Origin of the sequence: Streptomyces sp. NPDC101776 (assembly GCF_044766845.1) — a bacterium.
GTDB lineage: Bacteria > Actinomycetota > Actinomycetes > Streptomycetales > Streptomycetaceae > Streptomyces.
In genome coordinates, this window is the sequence record NZ_JBIWMV010000019.1 from 195,427 (window position 1) to 215,709 (window position 20,283).

At 70.8% G+C, this 20,283-nt stretch carries 17 protein-coding genes; 12 read left to right on the forward strand and 5 right to left on the reverse strand.

Features of this window, described 5'->3' with window-relative positions; translation table 11 throughout:
* Positions 1–33: 33 nt before the first annotated feature.
* Positions 34–1,443 carry a DNA repair protein RadA gene (gene radA / locus ACIRRY_RS40510; protein WP_403983372.1) on the reverse strand — a complete coding sequence of 470 codons (1,410 nt, stop codon included), beginning with the start codon at positions 1,441–1,443 and terminating at the stop codon, positions 34–36.
* A gap of 197 nt (positions 1,444–1,640) precedes the next feature.
* Here radA and ACIRRY_RS40515 point away from each other — a divergent pair, with 197 nt between their 5' ends.
* Complete coding sequence (locus tag ACIRRY_RS40515; protein ID WP_403983374.1) at positions 1,641–3,359, forward strand: hypothetical protein; 1,719 nt, start codon at positions 1,641–1,643, stop codon at positions 3,357–3,359.
* 4 nt (positions 3,360–3,363) lie between these two features.
* On the opposite strand, the gene ACIRRY_RS40520 is transcribed toward ACIRRY_RS40515, so the two are convergent.
* Positions 3,364–4,230 (reverse strand): hypothetical protein, encoded by an 867-nt coding sequence (locus ACIRRY_RS40520; RefSeq protein WP_403983376.1) that lies wholly within the window; start codon positions 4,228–4,230, stop codon positions 3,364–3,366.
* A gap of 83 nt (positions 4,231–4,313) precedes the next feature.
* On the opposite strand from ACIRRY_RS40520, the gene ACIRRY_RS40525 reads away from it, so the two are divergent.
* The 4 genes from ACIRRY_RS40525 (at position 4,314) to ilvD (ending at position 8,961) form a co-directional block, all read left to right on the forward strand.
* A complete protein-coding gene (locus tag ACIRRY_RS40525; protein ID WP_403983378.1) occupies positions 4,314–5,246 on the forward strand; it encodes a Ppx/GppA family phosphatase in 933 nt (310 codons plus the stop codon).
* A gap of 279 nt (positions 5,247–5,525) precedes the next feature.
* Entirely contained in the window at positions 5,526–6,350 is an 825-nt protein-coding gene (locus tag ACIRRY_RS40530) for a sugar phosphate isomerase/epimerase family protein (RefSeq protein ID WP_403983380.1), read from the forward strand.
* Positions 6,347–6,952, forward strand: a complete 606-nt coding sequence (locus tag ACIRRY_RS40535) for a TetR family transcriptional regulator (RefSeq protein WP_403983382.1) — start codon at positions 6,347–6,349, stop codon at positions 6,950–6,952. Before ACIRRY_RS40530 ends, ACIRRY_RS40535 begins: the two co-directional genes overlap by 4 nt.
* 155 nt (positions 6,953–7,107) lie before the next feature.
* The gene (gene ilvD / locus ACIRRY_RS40540; protein WP_403983384.1) at positions 7,108–8,961 is read left to right on the forward strand and encodes a dihydroxy-acid dehydratase; all 1,854 of its coding nucleotides are present in this window, start codon (positions 7,108–7,110) and stop codon (positions 8,959–8,961) included.
* Between the two features lie 426 nt (positions 8,962–9,387).
* Here the strand turns inward: ilvD and ACIRRY_RS40545 are convergent, their stop codons facing one another.
* Entirely contained in the window at positions 9,388–11,490 is a 2,103-nt protein-coding gene (locus ACIRRY_RS40545) for a serine/threonine-protein kinase (RefSeq protein ID WP_403983386.1), read from the reverse strand.
* A gap of 182 nt (positions 11,491–11,672) precedes the next feature.
* Between ACIRRY_RS40545 and ACIRRY_RS40550 the strand changes: the two genes are divergently transcribed.
* From ACIRRY_RS40550 to ACIRRY_RS40565, 4 genes are all read left to right on the forward strand, one after another.
* Entirely contained in the window at positions 11,673–12,002 is a 330-nt protein-coding gene (locus ACIRRY_RS40550; protein ID WP_403983388.1) for an SH3 domain-containing protein, read from the forward strand.
* Positions 12,003–12,024: 22 nt separating this feature from the next.
* Positions 12,025–12,369, forward strand: a complete 345-nt coding sequence (locus ACIRRY_RS40555) for a hypothetical protein (protein ID WP_403983390.1) — start codon at positions 12,025–12,027, stop codon at positions 12,367–12,369.
* A gap of 43 nt (positions 12,370–12,412) precedes the next feature.
* Entirely contained in the window at positions 12,413–12,931 is a 519-nt protein-coding gene (locus ACIRRY_RS40560) for an EamA/RhaT family transporter (RefSeq protein ID WP_403983392.1), read from the forward strand.
* Positions 12,932–13,145: 214 nt separating this feature from the next.
* A complete protein-coding gene (locus tag ACIRRY_RS40565; protein WP_403983394.1) occupies positions 13,146–13,928 on the forward strand; it encodes a class I SAM-dependent methyltransferase in 783 nt (260 codons plus the stop codon).
* Positions 13,929–14,290: 362 nt separating this feature from the next.
* On the opposite strand, the gene ACIRRY_RS40570 is transcribed toward ACIRRY_RS40565, so the two are convergent.
* Positions 14,291–15,763 carry a SulP family inorganic anion transporter gene (locus ACIRRY_RS40570; protein ID WP_403983395.1) on the reverse strand — a complete coding sequence of 491 codons (1,473 nt, stop codon included), beginning with the start codon at positions 15,761–15,763 and terminating at the stop codon, positions 14,291–14,293.
* Positions 15,764–16,145: 382 nt separating this feature from the next.
* On the opposite strand from ACIRRY_RS40570, the gene ACIRRY_RS40575 reads away from it, so the two are divergent.
* Genes ACIRRY_RS40575 through proC form a run of 3 tightly spaced genes read left to right on the forward strand, consistent with a single transcriptional unit; the run spans position 16,146 to position 18,616 of the window.
* Positions 16,146–16,946 carry an ABC transporter ATP-binding protein gene (locus ACIRRY_RS40575; RefSeq protein WP_403983397.1) on the forward strand — a complete coding sequence of 267 codons (801 nt, stop codon included), beginning with the start codon at positions 16,146–16,148 and terminating at the stop codon, positions 16,944–16,946.
* Positions 16,943–17,746: an ABC transporter permease gene (locus ACIRRY_RS40580; RefSeq protein ID WP_403983399.1), complete on the forward strand. Its 804-nt coding sequence runs from the start codon at positions 16,943–16,945 to the stop codon at positions 17,744–17,746. The genes ACIRRY_RS40575 and ACIRRY_RS40580 overlap by 4 nt, the downstream gene beginning before the upstream one ends.
* Before the next feature lie 60 nt (positions 17,747–17,806).
* Positions 17,807–18,616 carry a pyrroline-5-carboxylate reductase gene (proC, locus tag ACIRRY_RS40585; protein WP_403983401.1) on the forward strand — a complete coding sequence of 270 codons (810 nt, stop codon included), beginning with the start codon at positions 17,807–17,809 and terminating at the stop codon, positions 18,614–18,616.
* A gap of 24 nt (positions 18,617–18,640) precedes the next feature.
* Here the strand turns inward: proC and trpS are convergent, their stop codons facing one another.
* A complete protein-coding gene (trpS, locus tag ACIRRY_RS40590; RefSeq protein ID WP_403983403.1) occupies positions 18,641–19,636 on the reverse strand; it encodes a tryptophan--tRNA ligase in 996 nt (331 codons plus the stop codon).
* Between the last annotated feature and the right edge of the window lie 647 nt (positions 19,637–20,283).

Genomic DNA, 20,283 nt, shown 5'->3' on the forward strand with positions numbered 1-20,283 from the left:
GGTTCGTACGGACGGGCGAGACCAGGGCAAAGTCTACCGGCGGTCCTCGTCGTCCCGTGGGGCCTCTCGCTTACGGGAGCGCGGGAGGACCCGGAGGGCGTCTCCTATGTCGGCCACTTCGAGGACCTTCATGCCGGCCGGGATCTTGCCCGGGTCGCCCGGAACGAGGGCGTGGGTGAAGCCCAGACGGTGTGCTTCGGAGAGTCTGCGCTGGACGCCCGTGACCCGTCTGACCTCGCCCGCCAGGCCCACTTCGCCGATCGCGACCAGGTTCTTGGGGAGAGGGACGTCACTCGCCGCGGAGGCCAGGGCGAGGGCGATCGCCAGGTCCGCGGCCGGTTCGGAGAGTTTCACTCCGCCGACGGTCGCGGAGTAGATGTCCCGTTTGCCCAGGGCGCTGATTCGGCCGCGTTGTTCCAGGACCGCGAGCATCATCGAGACGCGGGATGTTTCCAGGCCCGAGGTGGTGCGGCGGGGGGAGGGGATCTGGGAGTCGACCGTGAGGGCCTGGACTTCGGCGACCAGGGGGCGGCGGCCCTCCAGGGTGACGGTGAGGCAGGTGCCCGGGACCGGCTCCGCTCGGCGGGTCAGGAACAGGCCGCTCGGGTCGGCCAGGCCCGTGATGCCCTCGTCGTGCAGCTCGAAGCAGCCGACCTCGTCGGTCGTGCCGTAGCGGTTCTTGACGCCCCGTACGAGGCGCAGGCGTGCGTGCCGGTCGCCCTCGAAGGAGAGCACCACGTCCACCAGGTGTTCCAGGAGGCGGGGGCCCGCGATCGCGCCGTCCTTGGTGACGTGGCCCACCAGGAGGGTGGCCATGCCGCGTTCCTTGGAGGCGCGGATCAGGGCGCCGGCCACCTCGCGGACCTGGGCCATGCCACCGGGCGCGCCGTCGATCTCCGGGGACGCCACCGTCTGCACCGAGTCCAGGATCAGCAGCGAGGGCTTCACCGCGTCCAAGTGGCCCAGGATCGTGGCCAGATCGGTCTCGGCGGCGAGATACAGGTGGTCGTCGATCGCCTTGATGCGGTCGGCGCGCATCCTGACCTGGCTCGCCGACTCCTCGCCGGTGACATAGAGCGTGCGGTGCTCGTCGCTCGCCGCCTTGGCCGCCACGTCGAGGAGGAGGGTCGACTTCCCTACGCCCGGTTCGCCCGCGACGAGGACGACCGCGCCGGGGACCAGTCCGCCGCCGAGCACCCGGTCCAGCTCGGGCACGCCGGTCGAGCGGGCCGTGGCCTGGCGGGCGTCTACCTGGCCGATGGGCACGGCGGAGGTGGTGACGCGGCCCGGCGCCGTCGTACGGACCGCGGGCGTGCCGTACTCCTCGACCGTCCCCCAGGCCTGGCACTCCGAGCAGCGGCCGAGCCACTTCGCCGTCTGCCAACCGCACTCGGTGCAGCGGTAGGACGGACGGTCCTTGGTGGTCTTCGTACGGGCAGCCATGCGTGAACCGTAACCGCCGCCACTGACAACGCGGGCGGCGGACGGAGGGGCACAGCCCGGGATTCGGCCACCCCCGTCGGGAACGAGCCATGGAGGCCGGGGTTCCTGTCCCCTTATGAGGGATCGTTTCACCCGTACGGATTAAAAGAGCTCAAGGGGGCGGAAGGGGGCATCGACCGCCGCCTACGGTCGCACGGGTGATGAGCAGCAGTCCGGAGACCTCGACCCGCACCACCGGCGCACACGGGGCGCATCGGGAGGCGCGTGACCGCGCCGCGGCACGCACGCTGGCCCAGCGCCCGCCCGCGCGCTACGAGCCGTATCTGGACGGCCTGTTCACGTACTGCCTGTCCGTGCTGTGCGACCACGACGCGGCGACCGCCGCCCTGGGGGACGTGCTGGCGCTGGCCGAACGCCGGGGCGCGCGCGTGCCGGAGACGGCCGGTGACCGCCGGGCCTGGCTGTACGCGCTGGCCCGCTGGGCCTGTCTGCGCAAGCTGGCCGAGGCCAAGCAGAAACGTCAGGGCACCCACGCGGCGGGTCGCGCCGAGGCCGAGGAAACGGTCGTTCCCGAGGAACTGCGCGAGCAGCGGCGGCGTGAACTCGCCCTGCTGGCCTGGCCCGAGGCCGCCGGGACCACCCCGGAGCAGCGCGAGGCGCTCGAACTCGCCGTGCGCCACCGGCTCGCCGCCCACGAGGTCGCCGCCGTCCTCGGGATGGACCTCGCGATCGCCCGTGAACTGCTGGCGTCCGCCGCCTGCGAGGTGGAACGCACGCGTGCCGCCCTCGCCGTCGTCGAGACCGGTAGCTGCCCGAGCGTCGCCCGTCTCACCGGCGACCACCACCTCGTGCTCAGCAGCGCCCTGCGGCGCGAACTCGTCCGGCACGTCGACGACTGCCCGCACTGCCGTCGTACCGCCGAGCGCGCGGTCCCCGGCACCTGGCCCGGCGCCGGTGTCACGCCCACCGAACTGCCCGTCCTGGAGGCGCCCCGCGCGGCCCTGCATGTCGCCATGGCGCACCTCCCCCGCGCGCGTGGAGCCGCGGCACCCCGTTTCGACCGGCGCGGTTTCCCGATGGACCCCAAGGACCGTGCCGCCCGAAGAGACCGGCTCCGCGCGCGTGCCGTCACGACGACCGTCGTCGCCACCGTCATCGCGGCCCCCGTCCTCGCCCTGTGGGCCGCCTACCGGGGCACCCCGACCGGCGAGGGCGTCGACGGCCGGGCCGCCACCGCGAGCGAACAGCACGGGCCCGGGATGCTGGAGGGCGAGGTCGCGAGCGGCGGCTACGAGAACACCGGCAACGCGAGCACAGGCCCCCGCGCGCGGGCCGGCGAGAACGGCAAGAACGGCAAGAACGATGTCTCCGTAGAGGTCATCAGCGTCACCGGCGCCGGCCAGAAGGGCGCCGGTCACCTCGCCGTCTCGGCCGCCAACAGCGGCGACACCACGCTGATCACCCTCACCGCGTCCGGCGCGGCCCCGGTCAGCTGGTCCGCGGCCACCGCGGCGCCCTGGCTCTACCTCAGCCAGTCCTCGGGAACCCTCGCCCCGGGCGACTCGTTGACGATCAAGGTGTACGTCGACCATCTGCGCGAGCCCTCCGGCCACTGGACCGCGCGCGTGGCCGTCTCACCCGCCGGAGCCATCGTCTCGATCGAGGGCTACGGCACCGCACCCGCCCCGACCGAGCCGGGTGACCCGTCGCATCCGTCACACCCGTCGGATCCCGATCCCGGCGGCCCGCCCTCGTCCGGCCCGGACCCGACGCCCACGGCTCCCACCGACCCCACGCCGAGCGATCCGCCACCCTCGTCCACCGACCCCACCCCGACCCCGACGGACTCGTCCTCCGCCGACCCGGGCGGCTCGACGCCGCCGCCCGAGGACGGCGGCGACCCGGGTTCGTCCTGACCCGTCAGCCGACCGGGTCCGCCGGATGCGGTGCCAGCAGCGGGAGTTGCGAGGCCAGGCGCTGCTCGCACAGCTCGACCAGGCGGTCGTAGCCGGCCTTGCCCATCAGTTCGGTCAGCTCCGGGCCGTAGGACACATAGACCGGGTCGCCCGCGCCGTGCGCCGAGGTCGCCGACGTGCACCACCAGTGCAGGTCATGGCCGCCGGAACCCCAGCCCCTGCGGTCGTACTCGCCGATCGACACCTGGAGCACGCGCGTGTCGTCCGGCCGGTCGATCCACTCGTACGTCCGCCGGACCGGCAGCTGCCAGCAGACGTCCGGCTTGGTCTCCAGGGGCTCGCGGCCCTCCTTGACGGCGAGGATGTGCAGCGAGCAGCCCGCGCCGCCGGCGAAACCGGGGCGGTTCTGGAAGATGCACGAGCCCTGGAAGGGGCGGGTCTGGCGGTCGCCGTCCTCGTCCTCCGAGATCCAGCCGTGTTCCACGCCCTCGTCGTGGTGCTGCCAGATGTCGGGCGTGAGCCTCGCCACATGCCCGGCGACCCGTTTCTCGTCGTCCTTGTCGGAGAAGTGCGCGCCCAGGGTGCAGCAGCCGTCGTCCGCGCGGCCCGCCTGGATGCCCTGGCAGCCGCTTCCGAAGATGCAGTTCCAGCGAGAGGTCAGCCATGTCAGATCGCAGCGGAACAGCTGCTCCTCGTCCGCCGGATCCGGGAACTCCACCCACGCGCGCGCGAAGTCGAGCCCCTTCTCGTCGGCTTTCAGGGCCTTCTTCGACATCGTCGACGTCTTCGGGGGCTCGGCCGACGTCACCGGCGAGGAATCGCCGGGTGATTTGGCCGCCTTGTCGTTCTTCGCCTTTTTCGTCTTTGGCACGCGTCCAGGGTAAGTCGCCCGGGGCGGCCCCAGAAACCGCTCCGAGGACGGAGATCGGTGCAGGTGGCAGTAGCGTTCCGTATATGAGACTCGGTGTCCTCGACGTGGGATCGAACACGGTGCATCTGCTGGTGGTGGACGCACACCCGGGAGCGCGACCGCTGCCCGCGCACTCGCACAAGGTGGAACTCCGCCTTGCCCAACTCCTCGACGAGGACGGCGCGATCGGCCCCGAAGGGGTCGACAAACTCATCGGCGTCGTCCACGAGGCGTTGCAGGCCGCCGAGGACAAGGGCGTCGAGGAACTCCTCCCGTTCGCCACCTCCGCCGTCCGCGAGGCCAGCAACGCGGACGAGGTCCTCGCGCGCGTGCAGACCGAGACCGGCGTCGAGCTCCAGGTCCTCACCGGCGCCGAGGAGGCCCGGCTGACCTTCCTCGCCGTCCGCCGCTGGTTCGGCTGGTCCGCCGGGAAGCTGCTCGTCCTCGACATCGGCGGCGGCTCCCTGGAGATCGCGTACGGCATCGACGAGGAGCCCGACGCGGCCGTGTCACTGCCGCTCGGCGCGGGCCGCCTCACCGCCGGCTGGCTCCCCGGCGACCCACCGGAACCGGAGGCGATAAGGGCCCTGCGCCGCCATGTGCGCGCCCAGATCGCCCGTACCGTCGGGGAGTTCAGCCGCATGGGCGCCCCGGACCTCGTCGTCGCCACGTCGAAGACCTTCAAACAGCTCGCCCGCCTGGCCGGTGCCGCCCGCTCCGCCGACGGCCTCTACGTCCAGCGCGAGCTCAAGCGCGGCTCCCTGGAGTCCTGGGTCCCCCGCCTCGCCGACATGACCACCGCCCAGCGCGCCGTCCTCCCCGGCGTCTCCGAGGGCCGCGCCGAACAGCTCATCGCCGGCGCGATGGTCGCCGAGGGCGCGATGGACCTCTTCGGCGTGGAGACCCTGGAGGTGTGCCCGTGGGCGTTGCGCGAGGGCGTGATCCTGAGGCGGCTGGACCAGATGCCGTCGGCGTAGGCGAGGTTGTCGCCTGTGGCTGTCCGACGTGCACGCGCGCGTGGCCGTCACGCACACACCCCCACGCGCACCGGCCCGTGGCGCACACCCTCGCCCATCCCCGCACGCCCCCACCCCCGCTGAACGCCCACCCCGAACCCGACGTATCAGACCCGCATGAAGTATCGCGATCGCCACAACGCACCCCCGCGCCGCAGATGGCCGGTTGCCGCGCCCCGCACAGGGCGGGCACAGCAACCGGCTCCCCTGCGCAAAGCGCCGACCCGTAGTCTGTCCTCCGTGGCAGAACCAATCGTGCGCATCCCGGATGCGAAGGTCGCGCTGTCCACGGCGTCCGTGTATCCGGAGTCGACGGCGACGGCCTTCGAGATCGCCGCACGCCTCGGCTACGACGGCGTCGAGGTCATGGTGTGGACCGACCCGGTCAGCCAGGACATCGACGCGTTGCGCCGGCTCAGCGACTACCACCAGGTCCCGATCCTCGCCGTGCACGCTCCCTGCCTGCTCATCACGCAGCGGGTGTGGTCCACCGACCCCTGGATCAAGCTCCAGCGCGCCCAGGCCGCCGCCGAGAAGCTCGGCGCGAGCACGGTCGTCGTGCATCCGCCGTTCCGCTGGCAGCGTCAGTACGCGCGGGACTTCGTCGGCGGGATCTGGCGGATGGTGAACGAGACGGATGTGCGGTTCGCCGTAGAGAACATGTACCCGTGGCGCTACCGCGACCGCGAGATGCTCGCCTACGCCCCCGAATGGGACGTGACGCAGGACGACTACCGGCACTTCACGATCGACCTCAGCCACACCGCGACCGCCCGCACCGACGCGACCGAGATGATCGACCGCATGGGCGACCGGCTCGGCCATGTCCACCTCGCCGACGGCAACGGCTCCAACAAGGACGAGCACCTCGTCCCCGGCCGCGGCACCCAGCCCTGCGCCGAACTGCTGGAGCGCCTCGCGCTGACCGGCTTCGACGGCCATGTCGTCATCGAGGTCAACACCCGGCGCGCGATGTCCGGCGCCGAACGAGAGGCCGATCTCGCGGAGGCGCTCGCCTTCACGCGGCTGCATCTGGCCTCGGCCGTGAAGGTGCCCCGACGGTGACCGACGCCACCGCCAAGCGCCGGGGCCGACCCCCTCGTACGGAGTCCGCCGACACCCGCGACCGCATCCTCGCCGCGGCCCGGGAGGAGTTCTCCGAGCGGGGGTACGAGAAGACGTCCGTGCGCGGCATCGCGAAGGCCGCCGGGGTCGACTCGGCGCTCGTGCACCACTACTTCGGTACCAAGGAGCAGGTCTTCGAGGCGTCCATCGAGGTCGCCTTCGCCCCGGCGACGAACGCGCCGGAGGCGGTCGCCGACGGCCCGCTGGACGGCGTCGGCGAGCGGCTGACCCGCTTCATCTTCGGCGTCTGGGAGAACCCCGCCACCCGTAAGCCCCTGCTTGCGGTGGTCCGCTCCGCCGTCAACAACGAGGCCGCCGCGGCCGTCTTCCGCCGGCTCGTGGTCGCCCAGGTGCTGAGCCGGGTCGCCGCCCAACTCGACCTCCCGGACGCGGAACTCCGCGCCGAACTGGCCGCCGCCCAGCTCGTGGGCACGGCGATGCTGCGCTACGTGATCAAGGTGGAACCGCTCGCCTCGGCCGACCCGGAGCAGATCATCGCGCGGGTCGCGCCGGTGGTGCAGGGCCATCTGACCGGGCCGTGACCTCGTCCTACGGCGGAACGGTCGCCCCGTAGTGCCGTCCCGAACGCCTCCCTGCGGCGAGACGGGCATCTCGTCATGCGGACACCGTGTCCGACCCCTGGATGACCGGCGTACGCTCAATAGCAGCCCTACTTGTCTTGAAGGAGCGATCGACGATGCCCGAGCTGAGGTCCCGCACAGTCACCCACGGCCGCAACATGGCGGGCGCACGCGCCCTTATGCGCGCCTCCGGTGTACCCGGTGCGGACATCGGCCGGAAGCCGATCATCGCGGTGGCGAACAGCTTCACCGAGTTCGTGCCCGGCCACACCCACCTCCAGCCGGTCGGCCGGATCGTCAGCGAGGCGATCACCGCGGCCGGCGGCATCCCGCGCGAGTTCAACACGATCGCGGTCGACGACGGCATCGCGATGGGCCACGGCGGCATGCTGTACAGCCTCCCGTCCCGCGACCTGATCGCGGACTCGGTCGAGTACATGGTCGAGGCGCACTGCGCCGACGCCCTGATCTGCATCTCCAACTGCGACAAGATCACCCCCGGCATGCTCATGGCGGCGCTCCGCCTGAACATCCCGACGGTCTTCGTCTCCGGCGGTCCCATGGAGGCCGGGCGCGCCACGCTCCAGGACGGCACCGTCCGCACCCTGGACCTGATCGACGCGATGGTCGAGGCCGCCAACGACAGCGTCTCGGACGCGGACGTCCTCAACATCGAGGAGAACGCCTGTCCGACCTGCGGCTCCTGTTCCGGCATGTTCACCGCCAACTCGATGAACTGCCTGACCGAGGCCATCGGCCTGTCGCTGCCGGGCAACGGCTCGGTCCTCGCCACGCACACCGCCCGCAAGGGCCTGTACCAGGACGCGGCCCGCACGGTGATGGACGTCACCCGCCGCTACTACGAGCAGGACGACGAGACGGTCCTGCCCCGCAACGTCGCCACCTTCGCGGCCTTCGAGAACGCCATGGCCCTCGACATCGCGATGGGCGGCTCCACCAACACGATCCTGCACCTGCTGGCGGCGGCGGAGGAAGCGGGCGTCCGGTTCGGCCTGGACGAGATCAACGCCGTCTCGCGCCGGGTGCCGTGCCTCGCCAAGGTCGCCCCGAACGTCGCGAAGAACCGCACGTACTACATGGAGGACGTGCACCGCGCCGGCGGCATCCCCGCCCTCCTCGGCGAGCTGCACCGCGCGGGCCTGCTGAACGAGGACGTCCACTCCGTCCACAGCCCGTCCCTCGCGGACTGGCTGAAGACCTGGGACGTGCGCGGCGGCTCCCCGTCCCCCGAGGCCGTGGAACTCTGGCACGCCGCCCCGGGCTGTGTCCGCTCCTCCGAGGCCTTCTCCCAGTCCGAGCGCTGGGAGGCGCTGGACGAGGACGCGGCCGAGGGTTGCATCCGCTCCGCCGAGCACGCGTACTCCAAGGACGGCGGCCTCGCCGTCCTCAAGGGCAACATCGCCGTCGACGGCTGCGTCGTGAAGACGGCCGGCGTCGACGAGTCCATCTGGACCTTCGAGGGCCCGGCGGTCGTCTGCGAGTCGCAGGAGGAAGCCGTCGAGAAGATCCTCAACAAACAGGTGACGCACGGCGACGTCGTCGTCATCCGCTACGAGGGTCCCAAGGGCGGCCCCGGCATGCAGGAGATGCTCTACCCGACGTCCTTCCTCAAGGGCCGCGGCCTCGGCAAGACCTGCGCCCTGATCACCGACGGCCGCTTCTCCGGCGGCACTTCGGGCCTGTCGATCGGCCACGCGTCCCCGGAGGCGGCGTCCGGCGGCACCATCGCCCTCGTCGAGGACGGCGACCGCATCCGCATCGACATCCCGAACCGCACCATCGAACTCCTCGTCGACGACGCCGAGTTGGCCCGCCGCGACGCCGCGCTCGACGGCCGCTACGCCCCGAGGAACCGCGAGCGCAAGGTCTCCGCCGCCCTCCGCGCCTACGCCGCGATGGCCACCAGCGCGGACCGCGGCGCCGTCCGGGACGTCAGCAAGCTCGGCTGACACCCACCGCTCCGTGGGGCCGCCTCCGTTCCGACGGGGGCGGCCCTTCCGTTTGCCACCACAGGGCTTTGGGCGTAGGGGAGTTGGCTCCGCTACGGCCATCAGGGCGCGGATGCAGGGCAGTTCACCATGCGGCGGCCACCGAGCCTCGACTGCAGGGGAGTTCGCCTTGCCACGGCCACCAGGCCTGCGGGGTAAGAGAGTCGGCCTCGCTACGGCCACGAAGCCCCAGGCGTGCGGGAGTTGGCCTTGCTGCGACTGCCAGGCCCCGGGCGTGCGGGAGTTGGCCTTGCTGCGACTGCCAGGCCCCGGGTGTACCGGAGTTCGCCTCGCTACGACCTGCCAGGCGCCAGGCGTACGGGAGTCAGCCCGCCGCGACGGCTGTCAAGCCCAGGCGTCCGGGAGCTAGCCCCGCTCCCGCTCCCGCTACCAAGCCCCAGGCGTCCGGGAGTTGACCGCGAAGACCGTACCGTCGGGAGCGGCGGCGTAGACCCGGCCGTCCACTACGACCGGCTCGGGCAGCGACGCGCTGATCTGGTCCGAGTTCGAGTCGAGGCGGGCAGGGGTCTGCCCGACGAGTCGTCCCGCGCGGGCGTCCACCGCGAGCAACCGCCCGTCCGCGGCGGTGACATACACCTGCCGTCCGTCCGCGACCGGAGTGGAACCCCGCAGCACGGCCGTCTCCAGACTCCACAACTGCTTCCGCGCGTCCATGTCCACGGCCACCAGCGACCCGCCCGCCCCCATGACGTACACGACGTGCCCGTGCACGGTCCCGTGGCCCTGGTCGAGAGCCACCGGCAGCGCCACGCGCCGCGAGGCCCCGGTGCCCGGGGTGTAGCGGACCACGGCCTTCGCGGACCGGTAGATCGTGTCGACGGAAAGGAGGAAGACGGACCCGCCGGCCGTGCCGACGGGCTGCAACGACCCCTTCAGACGCGCGTCCCAGCGCACCTCGCCCGTGTCCGGATCGACCGCCGTCACCCGCGTGTGCGCCCCGTCGTCCGAGGTGTTCGTCGCATACGCGGCCGGGTCCCCCTCGAACGAGGCGAAGTACGGCGCCTGTTGGCCCGGAATCCGATGGCTCCACTTCGTGGCGCCCGAGGCGCCGTCCACCCCGGTGACCGTGCCGTCCGCGTGGGTGAGCAGGAGCATGCCGCCGGCGTCCGCGAGCCCGGTGTACGCGGGGACGGTCTTCTGCCAACGCGCCTTGCCCGTGGCGGGATCGAGCGCCTCCAACTGCCGGCCGGTGTCCAACGACGGCTGCACCAGGCCGCCCGACAGCACCGGTGGACCGCTCCGGTGCGTCGTGGCGACGGAGTGCCGCCACAGCACACGCCCGTCGGACGGGTCCAGCGCGAACACCACGCCGGGTTGCGCGCAGAGCAACTTCCCGTCGCCGTAGGAGCATTGGGGCGTGCTCTTCTTCGAGACCGGTGCCGTCTGCCACCCGCCGAACGTGGCGCTGGGTGTCGTGTGCGCAGTGGTGCCCTTGGGGGGTGTGTCGCCGGTGGCGGCCAACTGGAGCGAGGCGACCGTGCCGATCGCGGCCAGCCCGAGCGCGCCCGCCCCGAGAGCGACCCGCTTGCGCAACCGTCTCCCGCGCCGCCGCTCGGGCCGGTCGGGCTCTTCCGCGAGGGGCTCCGACACCGGTGTGACACCGGCCCGCTGTGTCGGTATGTACGCCTGCGTGTCGTACGAGGCCGACACCGACCGCAGCTCACGCATCAACTCGTCCGGCGTGGGCCGGTCCTCGGGCTCCTTGGAGAGGCAACGCAGCACCAGCGGCGCGAGGTTGTCCGGCAGACCGGCCAAGTCCGGTTCGTCATGGACGACTTGATAGGCGACGACGTACGGGCTGTCGGAGTCGAACGGCCCGCGCCCCGTCGCCGCGTGCACCAGGACGGACCCGAGCGCGAAGATGTCGGCGGCCGGCCCGACCTCCCGCGGCCGCCGGAACTGCTCCGGCGCCATGAACGGCGGCGTGCCGATCAACTTGCCCGTTTCCGTCCGCAGTTCGCTGTCTTTCGGCCGCGAGATCCCGAAGTCGATGACCTTCGGCCCGTCCTCGGCGAGCAGCACGTTGCTGGGCTTGAGGTCCCGGTGCACGACGCCGACCCGGTGGATGTCGCGCAGCGCCTCGGCCAGTCCCGCCATCAGCCGGCGCAACTCACCGGGCGCCATGGGTCCGCTCCGCTTCACATGCTCGGACAGGGTCGGACCGGGGATGAACGACGTCGCCATCCAGGGCCGTTCGGCCTCCGGGTCGGCATCGACCACCGGCGCGGTGAAGGCCCCGCTGACCCGCCGGGCCGCCGCCACCTCCTGCCGGAACCGCCCCCTGAACTCGGGGTCCTGGGCGAACTCCGCGTGGACGACCTTCACCGCGAGCTTCTTCCCGGAGGTGCTCTGCGCCAGGTGGACCACGCCCATGCCGCCGGAGCCCAGACACGACTCCAGGCGGTAGTGACCGGCGTACTCGGGAAGTTCCGCTTCCGCGCCCGCTCCGGTGTTGCGCTGTGGCGCCATGGGTACACCCCCGTGCTGATCGTCCGCGCGCGCGACGCACGGAGCCTAGTCGATGACCCGTACGCGACAGAGGCGGCTTGCTGACCTCCGCGTGCGAATTGCGCACATGTGTTTCGTGGCGTGATTTAGGGGAATCATCGTTGCCCCATGGCAGTCATGGGGTCCAACGGGGGAGGTTTTTCATGTCTGTTGACCGTGCACCAGAGGCCGAGGGCGAAAACACGACGGAAGCCGTCACGACAGCGGCGACGGCGGCCGCGGCCCTGCACTACTACTCCATCGCACCCAACACCCGCGTCAACGTCCGCAGCGGCCCCGGCACCGGCTACACCATCGTCCGCGTCCTGGCCGAGGGCTCCCAGGTCCCGATCTACTGCCAGACGCCGGGCACCACGGTGACGGGCTACTACGGCACGACGAACATCTGGGACAACATCGACGACGGCGAGTACATCTCCGACGCCTACGTGAACACCGGAAGCGACGGTTACGTCCGCCCGCACTGCTCCTGAGCCCACCGAGCGGAGGTCACCGATGGCATCGCGAAGACGCAGATCCACACTGCTGGCAGCCACCGCCGCCGGTGCCCTCCTCACGGTGCTGGGGTCGTCCACCACCGCGACCGCGGCCGTCCGCACGTACCCGATCGCACCCGGCATCACGGTCAACGTCCGCACCGGCCCCGGCACGGGCTACAGCGTCGTCCGGGTCCTGCCCGTGGGCTCCCGGGTCCCGATCTACTGCCAGACGCCGGGCACCACGGTGACGGGCTACTACGGCACGACGAACATCTGGGACAACGTCAGCAACGGTGAGTTCGTGTCGGACGCGTACGTGAACAGCGGCAGCGACGGCTACGTGGCCGACCGCTGCGCCTGAGCCCCGAAGGAGCCCGCGTCGGCCCCGGAGCCATAATCGTCCCGTGAGCGACGAAAACGGCACCCAGGACACCAACGCGGGCTCCCCGGGCACAGCGGCCGGCACCGGCCCCCGCCCCGAACCCCTCCGCTTCTTCGGCACCACCTGGGTGAACCACGACGACGGCTACACCGCGCGCCGCGTCGGCACGGCCGCCGGCTCCCTCGTCGCCGCCGTCGCCGCCTGCCTGGTCCTCCGCTTCGCGTACCAGGGCATCCGGATCGCGAACGTCGGCAGCTTCGTCACCCTCCTCGTGATCGTCATGTTCGCGATCTGCAGCGCCCTGGCCTTCGGCCACACCTGGGAAGCCTTCAAGAAACGCCCCGACCCCGACCGCCAGGCCTCCCTCCGCGGCCTCCTGGCCATCGGCTTCGTCGGCTCCCTCCTCGCCTACTTCTTCCGCTCCCTCACCGAGGCCCCCGGCGAGAAACTCCATCGCGAGGAGTACGAGACGGCCATGGCCCGGCACGAGAAGCGCACCACTCGCCGCACCGGCAACCCGTCGAAGAAACGCCGCGGTTGAGGCTCCGCCGTTCCTGACCGGGGCGGGCCACGTTCCGGGTGACTCACGGCTTCACTTCCGTGGGCAGGGGGTGGGAGCGCGGCTCGGTCGGTCGGGGCGTGGGCCTGGATGACGGGGATGGTGTGAACCACCCGGCCCTCACCCCCATTTCTCATTTCTCATTTCTCACCAAAATCCACCTGCACCCTGCATCCACCCGGGCAACGATGGCCGTATGACCACTTCGTCGAAGCCGCCCTCGCACACCGCCCGAGCCCGCTCCTTCAACGCCGCCGCGGCCCAGTACGCCGAGAACCGCCCCTCCTACCCACCCGCCCTCTTCGACGCCATAGAAGAACTCGCTGCCCGCCCCCTCGCCGGCGCTCGGGTCGCGGACGTCGGAGCCGGCACCGGCATCGCGACCGCCCTCCTGCACACCCGCGGCGCCGAGGTGATCGCGATCGAACCCGGCGACGGCATGGCGACCCAGTTCCGCCGCACCCTCCCCGACGTCCCGCTCGTCCGGGGCAGCGGCGACGCCCTCCCCCTCACCGACAACTGCGCCGACTTCCTCACCTACGCCCAGGCCTGGCACTGGACCGAACCCACCAAGTCGGTCCCGGAGGCCCTGCGCGTACTGCGCCCGGGCGGCGCGCTCGCCCTGTGGTGGAACACCAGCGCCGTTGACGTCCCGTGGATCGCCGAACAGGCGGAACGCATCAGGATCCACTTCGGCATCGACCCCGTCGTGGAGCAGAACGGCAGCGGCCTGCGCACCGCCCTCGCCGACCCCACCGGCCGACTCGACTTCGCCCACCGAAGGGTCCGCTGGAGCCGCCACGTCCCGGTCGACACCCACCTGGCCAACATCAGCAGCCACTCGGTCTTCCTGGTCCAGGACGAGGAGACCACCAACACCTTCCTCACCGAGGAGCGCCACCACCTGCTCACCGAGTTCCCGGACGGGGAACTGGAGGAGACCTACGTCGTAGAACTCGTCGTAGCCCTCGCACCATGACCTCTTGACAGCCCCGGCCTCGGCCCCAGTCCCAGCCCCGGCCCCAGTCCCAGCCTCAGCCTCAGCGCCTGACCTCCTGACAGCCCCAGCGCATGGCCTGCCGACGGCTCCAGCGACAGGCCCCCCGACCGCTCCAGCCGCACAACCTCCGACTGCCGAGAGATCAACCGTCGGTCGCCCCGACGGCCACCCTCTGACGACCCTGGCGTCAACCGTTGGTCGCGCCAACGGCCAACCTCTGACGGCTCCAGTGGCGCGATCTCCGGGGAGCCCGGGGGGTGCAGCCTCCGGCAGCCCGGGCGGCGGCCAACGTCCAACAACTCCAGCCCCACCCCACCGCACCCCCACTGACCGCCAACCCGTCACACCCCCTTGACCGCAACCACCCCCGCCCCACTTCCGCCGCCCCCGCCATCCCTTCCCCGCCCGGCAACCCACCCCTCCAACGCCGCCGCACACGCAAGATCCACATGCCGCAACCCGCCCAACTCCAGCCGCACCGCCCGGTCGTACGGCAACGCCTCCAACGCGTCCAACAGCTTCGGCAACCGCAGAAACGTCGCATGCCCCAGCACCCTTACGACGATCCCCGCGTCCCCGAGATCCTCCGTCTCCACCTGCACATGGCTGATGTCCCACGCGGTCTTCGCCACGGCCAACGCCAGCCCGACCAGCACCCCCTCGAACAGATTCCCCACCACGATCACCACCGCGGTCACCCCGAGCACGAGCACCTCGCCCCGATGCCCGGCCCACAGCCCCCGCACCTGCCGCACCGGCACGAGCTTGCACCCGGCATGCACGAGCAACCCCGCCAGCGCCGCCACCGGAACCAGCCCCAACACCCCCGGCAGCAGGGCAGTGAACAGCAACAGCCACCCACCGTGCAGCACCCGCGAGGCCTTCGTCCGAGCCCCCGCATGGACGTTCGCCGCACTCCGCACGATCACCGCGGTCATCGGCAACGCCCCGAGCACCCCGCACACCGCGTTCCCCGCGCCCTGCGCGATCAACTCCCGGTCGTAGTCCGTCCGCGGCCCCTGGTGCAGCCGGTCCACCGCCGCCGCGCTGAACAACGACTCCGCCGACGCGATCAACGCGAACGCGACGACCGTCCCGATCACCCCCACTTCCGTCAGCCGCCCGAAATCCCCCCACTCCGGGACCCGCACGGCACCGACCAGCCCCCGCACCTCCACCCGCCGCACCGACAGGTCGAACACCCCGGTCACCGCCGCCGCCAACCCCACCGCCACCAACGGCGCCGGCGCCGACCGAGCCCCCCGCCGCCACCGAGGCCACAGCAGCAGTACGGCAATGGTGGCACCGCCCACTGACAACGCCACCGGATCCACCAGCCCCGGCAACGACACCAGCCCCGCGAGCTTCCCGAGCCCGTCCGCCGGCGCGGCCACATCACCGAGCGCGTACACCTGCCCGGCGACCAGCACCAGCCCGATCCCGGCGAGCATCCCCTGCACCACGGCCGCGGACACGGCCCGGAACCACCGCCCCAGCCGCAGCACCCCGAGCCCCAACTGCACCACCCCGGCCGCGAACACCAGCACCCCGAGCGCCTCGATCCCGTACGCCCGCACCGCCTCATACACGAGCACGGTCAGCCCGGCCGCCGGACCGCTCACCTGAAGGCTGCTACCGGGCAACGCCCCGACGGCGAGGCCGCCGACGATCCCGGTGACCAGCCCCAACTCGGCCGGCACCCCGGACGCGATCGCCACGCCCACACACAACGGGAGCGCGACAAGAAAGACGACCAGAGAAGCGAACAGATCGGCCTTGCTCACACCACAACGCACGACACGCATGAAACGCATGACAACGGCACCTCCGAAAACAGCACAGAGCCGGACAGGAGATGCGTGGGCGCCGCACCGGGGGAGGGCACAGCGAACTGAAATCCATTGTCGGGAAAGGGAGTTGGCCGCGCACCCGATTGGTGTGCCCACCCGGTGAACGCGGAGGCGTCCATACCGGAGCCCCCCACTCCGATCACGCCGACACGCGCCTGCGCCGTCCCGCACACCCACCGGTCGCCATCACCGATCCCGACCGATCGCGCCCGACGCCACCACCGCCCCCGAACGAATGCGCCCGACGCCACCACCGCACCCACGCCACGGCACCACCGTCCCCATTCGACGACACCACCGCCGAACCCGCTTGACGACCCTGCCGCACCGGAGCATTATTCATCACATGATGAATTATGTCGCCGATCCACCCGGCACGGGACACGCACCCGCCGTCCAGGCCGAAGCCCTCACCGTCGCCCGCGGCCCCCGAACCGTCCTGCACGCCCTCGACTTCACCGTCCCGCGCGGCCAGATCACCGGCCTGCTCGGCCCCTCCGGCTGCGGCAAGTCGACCCTCATGCGCTCCATCGTCGGCACCCAGGCCAAGGTCACCGGCACCCTGAACGTCCTCGGCTGCCCCGCAGGCCACCCCTCCCTCCGCACCCGCATCGGCTACGTCACCCAAGCCCCCTCCGTCTACGATGACTTGACGGTCCGTCAGAACCTCGACTACTTCGCCGCGATCCTCGACCCGGGCCGCGCCGCCGCCACCCACCGCCACGACGACGTCACCCGCGCGATCACGGACGTGGACCTCACCACCTACGCCAACTCCCTCGCCGGCAACCTCTCCGGCGGCCAACGCAGCCGCGTCTCCCTGGCCGTGGCACTCCTCGGCACCCCGGAACTCCTCGTCCTCGACGAACCCACCGTCGGCCTGGACCCCGTCCTCCGCCGCGACCTGTGGGCCCTCTTCCACGACATCGCCGCCTCCCGCGGCGCCACCCTCCTCATCTCCTCCCACGTCATGGACGAGGCCGAGCGCTGCCACCGCCTCCTCCTGATGCGCGAGGGCGAGATCCTCGCCGACGACACCCCGGACGCCCTCCGCGTCGACACCGGCTCCGACACGGTCGAAGAGGCCTTCCTGCACCTGGTCGACGAGGCCGTAGCCACCGCCCGCCAGAAGGAGACGACCCGATGAGCACGACAACCCCCACGACCACGACCGCTACGACGCGCAGCGCCCCCGCACCCACCAGCGCCCTCAGCGCCGCCCGCACCACCGCGACCGCCGCCCGGGTCCTCCGCCAGCTCCGCCACGACCCCCGCACGATCGCGCTGCTGATCCTCATCCCGTGCGTGATGCTCGTCCTGCTGCGCTACGTCTTCGACGGCAGCCCGCGCACCTTCGACAGCATCGGCGCCTCACTCCTCGGCATCTTCCCCCTCATCACGATGTTCCTGGTCACGTCCATCGCCACCCTGCGCGAACGCACCTCCGGCACCCTGGAACGCCTCCTCGCCATGCCCCTCGGCAAGGGCGAGCTGATCGCCGGCTACGCCCTCGCCTTCGGCTTCCTCGCGATCATCCAGTCCGCCCTGGCGACGGGGCTCGCCGTCTGGTTCCTCGGCCTCGACGTCACCGGCAGCCCCTGGCTCCTCCTCCTGGTCGCCCTCCTCGACGCACTGCTCGGCACCGCCCTCGGCCTCTTCGTCTCGGCCTTCGCGGCCTCCGAATTCCAGGCCGTCCAGTTCATGCCGGCGGTGATCTTCCCTCAACTCCTCCTCTGCGGCCTCTTCACTCCCCGCTCCGAGATGCACCCCGTCCTGGAGGCCGTATCCGACGTCCTGCCCATGTCGTACGCCGTCGACGGCATGAACGAGGTCCTCAAGCACACCGACATGACCGCCACCTTCGTACGCGACGCCCTGATCGTGGCCGGCTGCGCCCTGCTGGTGCTGTGCCTGGGCGCGGCCACCCTCAGGAGGCGTACGGCATAAAGGTGTTCCGCCAGCCGGACAGCCGTCTCAAGGGCGCACCGCCGGTGCGAGGATGACCGCATGACCCAGAAAGTCGCAGTCCTCGGCACCGGCAAGATCGGCGAAGCCCTGCTCAGCGGAATGATCCGAGCGGGCTGGGCCCCGGCCGACCTCCTGGTCACCGCCCGCCGCCCCGAGCGCGCCGAGGAACTCCGCACCCGCCACGGAGTCACCCCGGTCACCAACCCCGAGGCCGCGAAGAGTGCCGACACCCTGATCCTCACGGTCAAGCCGCAGGACATGGGCACCCTCCTCGACGAGCTCGCCCCGAACCTCCCCGCCGACCGCCTGATCATCAGCGGCGCGGCGGGCATCCCCACCTCCTTCTTCGAGGAGCGCCTGGCCGCAGGCACCCCCGTCGTCCGTGTCATGACGAACACCCCCGCCCTCGTCGACGAGGCCATGTCCGTCATCTCCGCCGGCAGCCACGCCACCGAGGCCCATCTCGCGCACGCCGACGAGATCTTCGGCGCCGTGGGCAAGACGCTCCGCGTCCCGGAGTCCCAGCAGGACGCCTGCACCGCCCTCTCCGGCTCCGGCCCGGCGTACTTCTTCTACCTGGTCGAAGCCATGACGGACGCGGGCATCCTGCTCGGCCTGCCGCGCGACAAGGCCCACGACCTCATCGTCCAGTCCGCGATCGGCGCCGCCGTCATGCTCCGCGACAGCGGCGAGCACCCGGTGAAGCTCCGCGAAAACGTCACCTCGCCCGCCGGCACGACGATCAACGCCATCCGCGAACTCGAGAACCACGGCGTACGCGCCGCACTCATCGCCGCCCTGGAGGCAGCCCGCGACCGCAGCCGCGAACTGGCCTCCGGAAACAGCTGACCCACCCCCGCGAGCGCTCAGCGCTCAGGCAGGCAGAAGCCCGATGGCCCGATACGCGCTGTCGACCATCGGCTTCGCCATCTCTCTCGCCTTCTCCGTCCCATCCCGCAAGACCCCTTCCACATACGCCGGATCCGCGCACAACGCCTTGTGCCTCTCCTGCACAGGCCTGAGCAGCTCGACCACAGCCTCCGCGGTGTCCTTCTTCAAAGTGCCGTACGACTCATATACACCGCTCAGGTCCGCGGGGTTCCCACCACCGCAAGCGGCCAGGATCTCCAGCAGATTGGCCACCCCCGGCCGCGCCTCCCGGTCGTAGACGACCTCCGCCCCACTGTCGGTCACGGCCCGCATGACCTTCTTCCGTACGACGTCCGGCTCGTCCAGCAGATAGACGATTCCCGGCCCGGCGTCGTCCGACTTCCCCATCTTCGACGTCGGTTCCTGAAGGTTCATCACCCGAGCCGCCACCCCGGGACGCGTGGCCCGCGGCACCACGAACGTGTGTCCGTACCGCTGGTTGAACCGCACCGCCAGATCCCGGGTCAGCTCCACATGCTGCGTCTGGTCGTCCCCGACCGGCACCTCGTCCGTCCCGTACGCCAGGATGTCAGCCGCCATCAGCACGGGATACGTCAGCAACGACAGCCGCACACTCCCGCCGCGCTCCCGCTCACGCGCGGCCTTCTCCTTGTACTGGACCATCCGCCGCATCTCACCGTCGGTGGCCACACACTCCATGACGTAAGACAGCCGTGCGTGCTCGTCCACATGACTCTGTACGAACACGGTGCACAGCTCGGGATCCAACCCGGCCGCCAGCAACAACGTCGCCGCCTGCCGAGTGAGCCTGCGCACCCGTGCCGGATCGTGGTCCACGGTCAGCGCGTGCAGGTCGACCACACAGAACAGGGCATCGCTCTGCCGCTGATCCACGTCGACCCACCGCTGAACGGCACCCAGGTAGTTCCCCAGAGTCAGGTGCCCGGTCGGCTTGACCCCACTGAAGACCCGTGTCATCTCTCCACCTCCTGATAGAGACCGCCGCACCTGGCCGGCCGACCCTCTGGAGGGAGATACGAGAACGGCCGCCGATGCGGCGGCCGTTGAGTACATACGTGTGTACGGCCGCCGTCAGGCGGCCCACCACTGTTGGGTGCACGTATGCGTAGTCACATCACAGAGCGTACGCCTCCGCAGTGCTCTCCGGAGCGGAGTTGACACGCCTCGACCGCGTACGTAGTGTTCTCCGAGTTGTCCGACGTGAGCGCCGACTCCGGTCGGTCCCCGGACAACCATTCCGCAAGTACCTACAAACAATCGACGATCCGTCGTCGCATTTTTTGGCGTGCGTATTTGCGAAATGAGGAATCCGCGTTCGAAAGGACGCACCCCCCGATTCGCTCGGGACTCAGGAATCCGCTAAAGTCTCACTCGTCGGAACGGCCCAACGGCCGGGAAGGCAGCCCACTCTGACTGGGAATCAGGCCCGAAAGGATCTGGTAGAGTCGGAACCGCCGGAAAGGGAAACGCGGAAGCGGAAACCTGGAAAGCACCGAGGAAATCGGGGCCGAAACGGTCTGATAGAGTCGGAAACGCAAGACCGAAGGGAAAAGCCCGGAGGAAAGCCCGAGAGGGTGAGTACAAAGGAAGCGTCCGTTCCTTGA

Bases quoted from the DNA above. Each gene is read 5' to 3' on its own strand.
- ACIRRY_RS40555 (WP_403983390.1), top strand. From the start codon at position 12,025: ATGGCATCGCGAAGACGCAGATCCACACTGCTGGCAGCCACCGCCGCC.
- ACIRRY_RS40525 (WP_403983378.1), top strand. From the start codon at position 4,314: ATGAGACTCGGTGTCCTCGACGTGGGATCGAACACGGTGCATCTGCTG.
- proC (WP_403983401.1), top strand. From the start codon at position 17,807: ATGACCCAGAAAGTCGCAGTCCTCGGCACCGGCAAGATCGGCGAAGCC.
- ACIRRY_RS40580 (WP_403983399.1), top strand. From the start codon at position 16,943: ATGAGCACGACAACCCCCACGACCACGACCGCTACGACGCGCAGCGCC.
- radA (WP_403983372.1), bottom strand. From the start codon at position 1,443: ATGGCTGCCCGTACGAAGACCACCAAGGACCGTCCGTCCTACCGCTGC.
- ACIRRY_RS40575 (WP_403983397.1), top strand. From the start codon at position 16,146: ATGATGAATTATGTCGCCGATCCACCCGGCACGGGACACGCACCCGCC.
- ilvD (WP_403983384.1), top strand. From the start codon at position 7,108: ATGCCCGAGCTGAGGTCCCGCACAGTCACCCACGGCCGCAACATGGCG.
- ACIRRY_RS40545 (WP_403983386.1), bottom strand. From the start codon at position 11,490: ATGGCGCCACAGCGCAACACCGGAGCGGGCGCGGAAGCGGAACTTCCC.
- trpS (WP_403983403.1), bottom strand. From the start codon at position 19,636: ATGACACGGGTCTTCAGTGGGGTCAAGCCGACCGGGCACCTGACTCTG.
- ACIRRY_RS40570 (WP_403983395.1), bottom strand. From the start codon at position 15,763: ATGCGTTTCATGCGTGTCGTGCGTTGTGGTGTGAGCAAGGCCGATCTG.
- ACIRRY_RS40565 (WP_403983394.1), top strand. From the start codon at position 13,146: ATGACCACTTCGTCGAAGCCGCCCTCGCACACCGCCCGAGCCCGCTCC.
- ACIRRY_RS40550 (WP_403983388.1), top strand. From the start codon at position 11,673: ATGTCTGTTGACCGTGCACCAGAGGCCGAGGGCGAAAACACGACGGAA.